The sequence below is a fragment of the Pseudomonas sp. KnCO4 genome (assembly GCF_045344305.1).
GTDB classification, from domain to species: domain Bacteria; phylum Pseudomonadota; class Gammaproteobacteria; order Pseudomonadales; family Pseudomonadaceae; genus Aquipseudomonas; species Aquipseudomonas anuradhapurensis.
Genome location: NZ_CP174199.1, coordinates 3,317,422 through 3,326,403, shown reverse-complemented (window position 1 = coordinate 3,326,403; position 8,982 = coordinate 3,317,422). Strand labels below are relative to the sequence as shown.

Sequence of the window (8,982 nt, the reverse complement as noted above, 5' to 3'; positions counted from 1 at the left end):
GCTCAGCCTTCCAGCGCGGCCAGGCGGGCCTCCAGCGCGGCAATGCGGGCTTCGAGGGCTTCGATACGTTCTTCCGACACATTCCCGGCACTGCTGCGCGGGCTGCCTTCCTGCTGCCGCGCGGCGAGGATCGCCTCGATTTCCGCCGGGTCGCCCAGCGCGTGGGTATAACGGTCTTCGCGCTGCCCGGCCTGGCGTGGCAGGTGCAAGGCCAGGCCACGGGCGATCAGGCGCTCCAGCTGGTGCTGGACCTGTTCGATGTCGTCGAAGTCATGCAGCCGGTTGCTGCGGGTCAGCAGTTCGTTGAGGGTTTGCGGGCCGCGCAGGAACATCAGGCCCATCAGCACCAGCTGCGCCGGCACCAGCTCCAGCGCCTTGTCCACCCTATGTTCCCAGCGGTCGGCGCGGCTGCCCATTTGCAGCCGCGCCATGTCTTGCCCTTCGAGGGCGCGCAGGGCCTGGCCGACCTGGCCTTGGGTAAGGTTCATGACCGGCTCGCGGCTGGTCTTCTGGTTGCACGCCAGCACCAGGGCGTTGAGGGTCAGCGGGTAGCTTTCCGGGCTGGTGGCCTGCTTTTCGATCAGCGCGCCGAGAATGCGGATCTCGATGCTGTTGAAACGGCCTTCGCCTGCGGTCTGGTGTTCTGACATGGCCCTGCCTCGTTGCTGGGGAAAGGCCACTAGGGTAGGTAATGCCACCGCACAAGGCAATTGGGGCCGCAGTGCGGTCCTTTGCGTGCAGGCGCGGCCTTGTGTCGCGAAGGGCCGCAACGCGGCCCCGGCCAGCTCAAGCGTTGCGCCGCGCTTCGGCCTGGCACGCCGCCGCGGTGAACAGCACATCGGTCGAGGAATTCAGCGCCGTCTCGGCCGAATCCTGCAGCACGCCGATGATGAAGCCTACCGCCACCACCTGCATGGCAATCTCGCTGGGGATGCCAAACAGGCTGGCCGCCAGCGGAATCAGCAGCAGCGAGCCGCCAGCCACCCCCGAGGCACCGCAGGCACAGACTGCCGCCACCACGCTGAGCAGCACGGCGGTCGGCAGGTCGACCACGATCCCCAGGGTGTGCACCGCCGCCAGGGTCAGCACGGTAATGGTGATGGCCGCACCGGCCATGTTGATGGTCGCACCCAGCGGGATCGACACCGAATAGGTGTCTTCATGCAGGCCAAGGCGTTCCGACAGGGCCAGGTTGACCGGGATGTTGGCCGCCGAGCTGCGGGTGAAGAACGCGGTGATGCCGCTTTCGCGCAGGCACAACAGAGTCAGCGGGAAGGGGTTGCGGCGAATCTTCCAGAACACGATCAGCGGGTTCATTACCAGCGCCACGAACAGCATGCAGCCGATCAGCACCGCCAGCAGGTGCAGGTAGCCGAGCAGGGCGTCCAGGCCCGACTGGGCGAGAGTGGCGCTGACCAGGCCAAAGATACCCAGCGGGGCGAAGCGGATGACCACGCGGACGATCAAGGTGACGCCGGTGGACAGGTCTTCTACCACCTTGCGGGTGGTTTCGCCGGCATGGCGCAGGGCCACGCCCAGGCCGATGGCCCAGGTCAGCACGCCGATGAAGTTGGCGTTGAGCAGGGCGTTGATCGGGTTGTCGACCGCACTCAGCAGCAGGTTCTGCAGCACTTCGCCGATACCGCCCGGGGCGCTCAGCGTAGCCTCGCTGGCGTTCAACGCCAGGGTCGAGGGGAACAGCATGCTGGCGACCACCGCGACTACTGCGGCGCCGAAGGTACCCAGCAGGTACAGCCAGAGAATCGGCCGAATATGGGTTTCCTGGCCGTGGCGGTGGTTGGCGATCGAGGCCATGACCAGGATGAACACCAGTACCGGTGCCACTGCCTTGAGGGCGCTGACGAATACCTTGCCGAGGAACGCCATGTCACGGGCGATGGCAGGCGCGAGCAAGGCCAGGGCGATACCGGCGATCAGGCCGATGACGATCTGGGTCACCAGGCTGGTGCGGTTGATGAAACGGAGGACAGGAGTCATGTGCAGCGGTATCCCGGCATGTTCGAAAAAGGCGCGACTTTACCATAGACCTTGGTCGAGCAGGGGCAGCCCTTTCGCAGGCTTGCCCGCGAAAGGGCTCTCATGGCTACCAATGAAACAACTCCCGCCGCGCCCCCTCGGTAATCGCCACGATCCCCGGGTGCTTGACCTTGCGCTCCACGGAAATGGCATAGAACGATTCGTGTACCGCCTCGGTCTGCCCGACCAGTTGCACACCGTACTGGCGGCACACTTCCTCGGCGATCACGCTGGGGGCGACGAAGATGCCGCTGCCCGATTGCCCGAACGCCTGCATCAGCGCGCTGTCATCGAACTCACCGACGATCCGTGGCTGCACCTGCTGCTCGCCCAGCCAGCGCAGCAAGCGGCTGCGTACCACCGTCTCCTGGCCGGGGATCAGCAAGGGCGCATCCTGCAGGCAGCCGGGGAAGGCGCCAGCATGGCGGCGGGCCAAGGCCGGGGTGGCGAAAAAGCTCAGCCCGCACTCACCCAGTTTCTGGCTGTAGCCCTTGATGTCCAGGTGGCTGGGCATCGGGCTGTCGGAGATGACCAGGTCCAGGCGCTGGATTGCCAGGTCGGCCAGCAACCGTTCCAGCTTGTCTTCACGGCAATTGATGCGCAGCACATCGTCCAGCTCCATGGTCGGTGCCAGCAGGCGATAGACGATCGACTTGGGCACCACGTCCGCCACGCCGACGCGGAACAAGATCTGCTCCTGCGGGCCGGCCCGCAGCATGGCTTCGAGCTCGCCGCCCAGCTGGAACATCTGCTCGGCATAGACCAACGCCTGGCGCCCGGTTTCGGTCAGCTCCAGCTGGCGCCCGACGCGCTGGAACAGTTCCAGGCCGTAGGTCTGTTCGAACAGGCTGATCTGCCCGCTGATGGTTTGCGGGGTCAGGTTCAACTGTTCGCTGGCGCGGGCGATGCTGCCGGTCTTGGCCACGGCCCAGAAGTAGTGCAATTGCCGGTAGTTGAGCATCGGTGCGTTCCGGATTCGTAAAAACCGAAGTATAGCTGCTGAAAATACGAATTTTCCTGATGTATTGCGCGCCCTAGAATGCGCTCCATCAGGCGCCCTGTGCGCCACCGGAACACACAAGCGAGGAACCCATGCTGCAATTCAAATCCATCGGCACGCCGCTGGTGCTAGCCTTGGCCCTGTTCGCCCTGGCCGGTTGCGAGCAGGCCGAGAAGTCTGCCCAGCAGATGCTCGACCAGGCCGCGCAGTCGGCCAAGCAGGCGATCGACGACACCAACAAGGCCGCCCAGCAGGCGTTGAGCGAGGCCATCGGCAGGGAAGGGCATGCGCCCGAGGACGCCGACAAGCACAAAGACACCCAGGAAATCTGACCCCAACCGCTGCTGCAGGATGTGAACAATGGAATACTTGCTGGAACTCGTCGCTAGCCCTACTGCCTGGGTTGCCTTGGCTACGCTGGTGGCCATGGAAGTTGTACTGGGCATCGACAACCTGATCTTCATCTCCATCCTGACCAACAAGCTGCCGGTGGAATATCGCTCCAAGGCGCGCCGTATCGGTATCAGCATGGCCCTGGTCATGCGCCTGGCCTTGCTCAGCACGGTGGCCTGGATCGTCCAGCTGACCGACCCGGTGTTCGAAGTGTTCGGCAACGCCTTCTCCTGGAAGGACGTGATCCTGATTGCCGGTGGCCTGTTCCTGCTGTGGAAGGCGACCAAGGAAATCCACGAAAACGTCGACCCGCACGGTGCCAAGGAAGAAGCCAAGGTTTCCTCGACGGTCACCCTGGGCTTTGCCGCGGCGATCTTCCAGATCCTGTTGCTGGACATCGTCTTCTCGGTCGACAGCATCATCACCGCCGTGGGCATGACCGAGCACTTGCCGATCATGATCATTGCCGTGATCACCGCAGTAATCGTCATGATGGTGGCCGCCGACCCGCTGGCCAACTTCATCAACGACAACCCGACCGTGGTAATGCTGGCCCTGGGCTTCCTGATCATGATCGGCATGACGCTGATTGCCGAAGGTTTCGGCGCCCATGTACCGAAGGGCTATGTGTATGCGGCCATGGCGTTCTCGACGGCGATCGAGATCCTCAACATCCTGGCCCGTCGGGCGCGGTTGAAGCGCGAAGCGGCGCAAGGGTGAGGTAGCGGGGGCGCGTTGCGCCCCATTCGCGGGCAAGCCCGCTCCCACAGGGACAGCACAGGCATTGAAAACTGTGCAGCATCTGTGGGAGCGGGCTTGCCCGCGAATGGGGATAAGGAAATTGCTGCTCAGTGCACCCCGGCATGCCGCCGGGCCCGGTGTGCAGGCTGCGCTCTGGCAGGGGCCTGCGGCGGCAGGTGATGGTGGGAATGGCGCCGCACGATACGCATCACACCCCACAGCATGGCGGCTGCGACGCTCAGCCACATGCCCACCAGCATGAGAATTGCCACGGTCAGGCTCATCTGTGCCTCCAACTCTACGGGCTGCGCTCGGCCAGCCCGCGCTTGCCCTACAGACACTGGTTTAGTCTAGCCGTTCGCCTGTGACGTTCCATTGACCGAAGGTCTACTGCTTGGTCCGTTTTGCTCCTAGCCGGTGCCGGGCTATACCCGCGCCGCGGTCCGTCCTATGATCGCTGGCAGAGCCGGGCGCTGCCTGCCTGGCGTTGGAACAAGCGAGTGTCCATGGAGCAAGATCCCTTCAAGTCGGCAATCACCCCCCCACGCCGGTTGCTGCTGGCCTGCCTGCTGGCCGCCAGCCTGGCCGGCTGTGCCGGTACGCCGCCCGCCAGCCTCAACAGCCTGCCGCAGCGGGTGGAAATCAGCAGCGTGCCGTTCTACCGGGGCAACGCCAACCACAGTGGCGCCATGGCCTTGGCGGCGGTCCTGTCGCAACAGGGCGCGCCCATCACCCCGGGGCTGCTGGACCAGCCGTTGAACCTGCCCCAGGGCGCCGACGCGCTGGACAGCACCATCCCGCGGGTGGCGCGGGACTACGGCAGGGTGGTGTATCCCCTGGACAAGCAACTGGACGCGCTGTTGATCCAGGTGGCGGCGGGCAACCCGGTACTGCTGCGTTATGAGGACGGTGCGGCCTGGTGGGGTGAGCCACGCTATGCCGTACTGATTGGCTATGACCGCTACAAGCAACGGGTGCTGTTGCGCTCGGGCATGCACCGGCGGCAACTGATGGCGTTCGATGACTTTGCCTCGGCATGGGCCAGGCAGGGGAGTTGGGCGGTGCTGGTGCAGCCACCGCGGCAGCTGCCGGCCCAGGTCGACCGCCAGCGCTGGTTGCAGGCTGCCGATGAACTGGCCCGGGCGGGGCAGGAGATTGCGGCGAAGCAGGCTGTGAGCAGCCTGAACAAATAGCGTTTATCTGTACCGGCCCTTTCGCGAGTGAACCCGCTCCCACAGGAAACCCGCTGCCCTCAGGTCCAGTGATGTCCCTGTGGGAGCGGGTTTACCCGCGAAGAGGCCAGGCCTGGCTACATCAGAAGCCCAGGCGATCGCGCAGGCTGTAGTACCAGGCACCCAGGGCGCTGAACGGCACCCGCAGCATCTGCCCGCCCGGGAACGGGTAGTGCGGCAGGCCGGCGAAGGCATCGAAGCGCTCGGCCTGGCCACGCATGGCCTCGGCCAGCACCTTGCCGGCCAGGTGGGTGTAGGTCACGCCGTGGCCCGAACAGCCCTGCGAGTAATAGATATTGTCGCCGATACGGCCAACCTGTGGCAGGCGCGACAGGGTCAGCAGGAAGTTGCCGGTCCAGGCGTAGTCGATCTTCACGTTCTTCAGCTGCGGGAAGGCCTTGAGCATCTTCGGCCGGATGATCGCCTCGATGTTGGCCGGGTCACGCGCGCCATACACCACGCCACCACCGAAGATCAGGCGCTTGTCACTGGTCAGGCGGTAGTAGTCGAGCAGGTAATTGCAATCCTCGACGCAGTAATCCTGCGGCAGCAGGGTGCGTGCCAGTTCCTCGCCCAGCGGCTCGGTGGTGATCACCTGGGTACCGCACGGCATGGACTTGCTGGCCAGCTCCGGCACCAGGTTGCCCAGGTAGGCGTTGCCGGCGACGATGATGAACTTGGCGCGGACCTTGCCCTGCGGGGTGTGCACCACCGGGTTGGCGCCACGCTCGATGCGTACGGCCGGGGTTTGCTCATAGATGATGCCGCCCAGCGACTCGACCGCCGCCGCCTCGCCCAGGGCCAGGTTCAGCGGGTGAATGTGGCCGCCGCTCATGTCCAGCATGCCGCCCACGTAGTTGTCGCAGGCAACCACTTCGCGGATACGCTTCTGGTCCATCAGCTCCAGCTGGTTGTGGCCAAAGCGTTCCCACAGGCGTTTTTGCGACTCCAGGTGGCCCATCTGCTTGCTGGTGAGGGCCGCGAACACGCCGCCGTCCTTCAGGTCGCACTGGATGTTGTACTTGGCCACGCGCTCACGAATGATGCGCCCGCCTTCGAAGGCCATGTGGCCCAGCAGTTGCGCCTGCTTGGGGCCGACCGTGCGCTCGATCACATCGATGTCGCGGCTGTAGCTGTTGACGATCTGGCCGCCGTTACGGCCCGACGCGCCGAAGCCGACCTTGGCCGCTTCGACGATGCTCACCTTGAAGCCGTTCTCCAGCAGGAACAGGGCGCTGGACAGGCCGGTGTAACCGGCGCCGATGATGCACACATCGGTTTCCACCTCACCCTGCAGCGCCGGACGTGGCGGCACCGGGTTGGCCGAGGCGGCGTAGTAGGACTGGGGGTAGGGGGTGTTAGCCATGCTGCAGGAACCTCGTGTTTTATATTTTTAACGAATGTACCGATGCTATCAATAATAATAAACACCCGCTAGTCGTCCGTTGAAAATCCTTTACCCGGCCCTTGCCCGTGCACCTTTCTATAAAGAGTTTATGATTCAGTAGCTTAGCGCGAAAAAAAGTGTTGACAGGGTTTTTGGAATGAGTAGAATGCGCACCACACGACAGGCACATAGCTCAGTTGGTTAGAGCACCACCTTGACATGGTGGGGGTCGTTGGTTCGAGTCCAATTGTGCCTACCAAATCGAAGAAGGGGTGATCCGTAAGGGTCACCCCTTTTTTCATTGCGATTCTATCTGGCGCCGGGCGGATGTGCTGGCGGTTGCGACGCGAGGCTGCCTCGCCCTGGGCGGTTGTCGAAAGTTTTTGATTTTTCTGAAAAAAACGCTTTACAGGTGTGTGTTTGATCTCTAATATGCGCACCACACGACAGGCACATAGCTCAGTTGGTTAGAGCACCACCTTGACATGGTGGGGGTCGTTGGTTCGAGTCCAATTGTGCCTACCAAATCCGAAAAGGGCGATCAGCAATGATCGCCCTTTTTGCTGTGCGCGCGAAGCAGGCTGTAACGTTTGGTCGCGCTTCGGGACATTGCCCGGCGTGCTAGAATCCGCCCCTTCGAATCTGGAGGTACACGCGTGCGCAAACTGGCTGTGGTAATGGCAGTGCTCGCCCTGGCGGGCTGTGAGAACGAGGTCGAAGGCGTGCACAAGCAGGTGGCCGAACACCTGCACAACCCCAGCACGGCCAAGTTCGGCAATGTGCGGATCGACACCCAGGGCACCATCTGCGGCCAGGTACGCGGCAAGGATGATGCCGGGCAGTACGAGCCCTACCGCAGCTATGTGGCGATCAAGCGTGATGGCCAGTACGAAATCATTGTCGATGACAGCGGCAACAACCTGCGCATCCGCGAGATGTGCGGCGGCGCCGACCTGCAGCGCCGCGCCGAGGCCCTGGCTGGCCAGCCGGCCCCGCAAGGCTGGGATGTGGAAGTGATCCAGGGTGCCAACATGGGTGCGCTCAGCGACATGACTGCGCGCCTGATCGAAAAGGGCATTCCGTCCTCGGTGGAGTACCGCGACGGCAAGCCAGTGGTGCTGATGGGGCCGTTCCCGACCCGTGAGGAAGCCGAAGCCCGCCAGGCCGAGGTGATGGCCAAGCTGGGCACCGATTCGGTGGTTATCCAGCACGGCGCAGCCCGCTGACTGCACAGCCTTGCACGGCCTCTGTAGGAGCGGCCTTGTGTCGCGATGGGCTGCGTAGCAGCCCCACAGAGTCTGCCGTGACGCCGAACCCCTGGGGCTGCTACGCAGCCCATCGCGACGCAAGGCCGCTCCTACACGGACCGCGGTGGCCCAAGTTTGGCTATGCTTGGCAGGAAGAAGCCGAACGGGGAGGGCCTCATGTCTACACTGGAGCGGGCCATTGCCGTGGCCGCCAGGGCGCATGAAGGGCAATACGACAAGGGTGGGGCAGCGTATATTCTCCACCCGCTACGCGTGATGATGCGGGTTTCCACACCTGAACAACGGATTGTCGCGGTGCTTCACGATGTGATCGAAGATACCCCGCTGACCCTTTCCGACCTGGCGCGCGAAGGTTTCGCGCTGAAAATCCTTGCCGCCTTGCTGGCGCTCAGCCGCCGCAAGGGCGAGGCTTACCAGGACTTCGTGGTGCGCCTGGGCGATGACCCGCTGGCGCGCACCGTCAAACTGGCCGACCTGGCCGACAACAGCGACCTATCGCGCATTCCTTGCCCGGGCCCTGCCGACCTGGCGCGGTTGGCCCGTTACCGCGAGGCCAGTGCCTATCTGCAGGGGCTGGCCTGAGGGAGGCGGGCGCCTGCGCGGTCAATCTTCCTTGGGCACGGTCCAGAAAATCTGCACGCCGCCATCGTCGCGATGGGCGAGGGTGACGTTGTCGTTTTCGGCGATTTCCTCAAGCAAGGTTTCCCAGTCTTCGGGGGTTTCGTGTTCCAGGCGGAAGATCAGCGCCGCCCGGCTGCGCTGGGCGGTGGGGCTGTTGATGATCTTCTGGATGCGCATACCCAGTTGCTGGTAGCTGTCGGGGGTGGCGGAGGCAGTGTTGGACACAAGCGTTTCCTTGTTTTTGCTGTATTAACATACAGTATTTCACTGTAAGTTATTTCGCAACAGCTTGGTCGGAAACCC

General features: G+C 63.6%; 11 protein-coding genes and 2 tRNA genes. 7 read left to right on the top strand and 6 right to left on the bottom strand.

Annotated elements, in window-relative coordinates; all coding sequences use genetic code 11:
• Nucleotides 1–2 precede the first annotated feature (2 nt).
• The 3 genes from ACJA3S_RS15600 to nhaR form a co-directional block, all read right to left on the bottom strand.
• Nucleotides 3–650, bottom strand: coding sequence for a YceH family protein (locus tag ACJA3S_RS15600; RefSeq protein WP_406819179.1), 648 nt, complete (start codon nt 648–650; stop codon nt 3–5).
• Nucleotides 651–786: 136 nt separating this feature from the next.
• The gene (sstT, locus tag ACJA3S_RS15595; RefSeq protein ID WP_406819178.1) at nt 787–1,998 is read right to left on the bottom strand and encodes a serine/threonine transporter SstT; all 1,212 of its coding nucleotides are present in this window, start codon (nt 1,996–1,998) and stop codon (nt 787–789) included.
• A 106-nt stretch (nt 1,999–2,104) separates the two neighbouring features.
• On the bottom strand, nt 2,105–2,998 hold the full coding sequence (gene nhaR / locus ACJA3S_RS15590; protein WP_406819177.1) for a transcriptional activator NhaR: 894 nt from the start codon (nt 2,996–2,998) through the stop codon (nt 2,105–2,107).
• Nucleotides 2,999–3,129: 131 nt separating this feature from the next.
• Here nhaR and ACJA3S_RS15585 point away from each other — a divergent pair, with 131 nt between their 5' ends.
• Together ACJA3S_RS15585 and ACJA3S_RS15580 are read left to right on the top strand one after the other, a co-directional pair.
• On the top strand, nt 3,130–3,369 hold the full coding sequence (locus tag ACJA3S_RS15585) for a hypothetical protein (RefSeq protein ID WP_170030422.1): 240 nt from the start codon (nt 3,130–3,132) through the stop codon (nt 3,367–3,369).
• 28 nt (nt 3,370–3,397) lie between these two features.
• Nucleotides 3,398–4,150 carry a TerC family protein gene (locus tag ACJA3S_RS15580; RefSeq protein WP_186674503.1) on the top strand — a complete coding sequence of 251 codons (753 nt, stop codon included), beginning with the start codon at nt 3,398–3,400 and terminating at the stop codon, nt 4,148–4,150.
• 128 nt (nt 4,151–4,278) lie between these two features.
• Here ACJA3S_RS15580 and ACJA3S_RS15575 read toward each other — a convergent pair whose 3' ends face one another.
• Nucleotides 4,279–4,455 (bottom strand): hypothetical protein, encoded by a 177-nt coding sequence (locus tag ACJA3S_RS15575; RefSeq protein ID WP_170030420.1) that lies wholly within the window; start codon nt 4,453–4,455, stop codon nt 4,279–4,281.
• Nucleotides 4,456–4,677: 222 nt separating this feature from the next.
• Between ACJA3S_RS15575 and ACJA3S_RS15570 the strand changes: the two genes are divergently transcribed.
• The gene (locus ACJA3S_RS15570) at nt 4,678–5,364 is read left to right on the top strand and encodes a peptidase C39 family protein (protein WP_406819176.1); all 687 of its coding nucleotides are present in this window, start codon (nt 4,678–4,680) and stop codon (nt 5,362–5,364) included.
• Nucleotides 5,365–5,485: 121 nt separating this feature from the next.
• Here ACJA3S_RS15570 and ACJA3S_RS15565 read toward each other — a convergent pair whose 3' ends face one another.
• A complete protein-coding gene (locus ACJA3S_RS15565; protein ID WP_170030418.1) occupies nt 5,486–6,769 on the bottom strand; it encodes an FAD-binding oxidoreductase in 1,284 nt (427 codons plus the stop codon).
• 203 nt (nt 6,770–6,972) lie between these two features.
• Here ACJA3S_RS15565 and ACJA3S_RS15560 point away from each other — a divergent pair.
• From ACJA3S_RS15560 to ACJA3S_RS15545, 4 genes are all read left to right on the top strand, one after another.
• A tRNA-Val gene (locus ACJA3S_RS15560) sits at nt 6,973–7,049 on the top strand.
• A 189-nt stretch (nt 7,050–7,238) separates the two neighbouring features.
• Nucleotides 7,239–7,315 (top strand) — tRNA-Val (locus tag ACJA3S_RS15555).
• A gap of 131 nt (nt 7,316–7,446) precedes the next feature.
• Entirely contained in the window at nt 7,447–8,016 is a 570-nt protein-coding gene (locus ACJA3S_RS15550) for an SPOR domain-containing protein (protein WP_406819175.1), read from the top strand.
• Between the two features lie 198 nt (nt 8,017–8,214).
• Nucleotides 8,215–8,640: a GTP pyrophosphokinase gene (locus tag ACJA3S_RS15545; protein WP_225778332.1), complete on the top strand. Its 426-nt coding sequence runs from the start codon at nt 8,215–8,217 to the stop codon at nt 8,638–8,640.
• Between the two features lie 21 nt (nt 8,641–8,661).
• On the opposite strand, the gene ACJA3S_RS15540 is transcribed toward ACJA3S_RS15545, so the two are convergent.
• Nucleotides 8,662–8,904, bottom strand: coding sequence for a DUF1654 domain-containing protein (locus tag ACJA3S_RS15540; protein WP_406819173.1), 243 nt, complete (start codon nt 8,902–8,904; stop codon nt 8,662–8,664).
• Nucleotides 8,905–8,982: the final 78 nt, after the last annotated feature.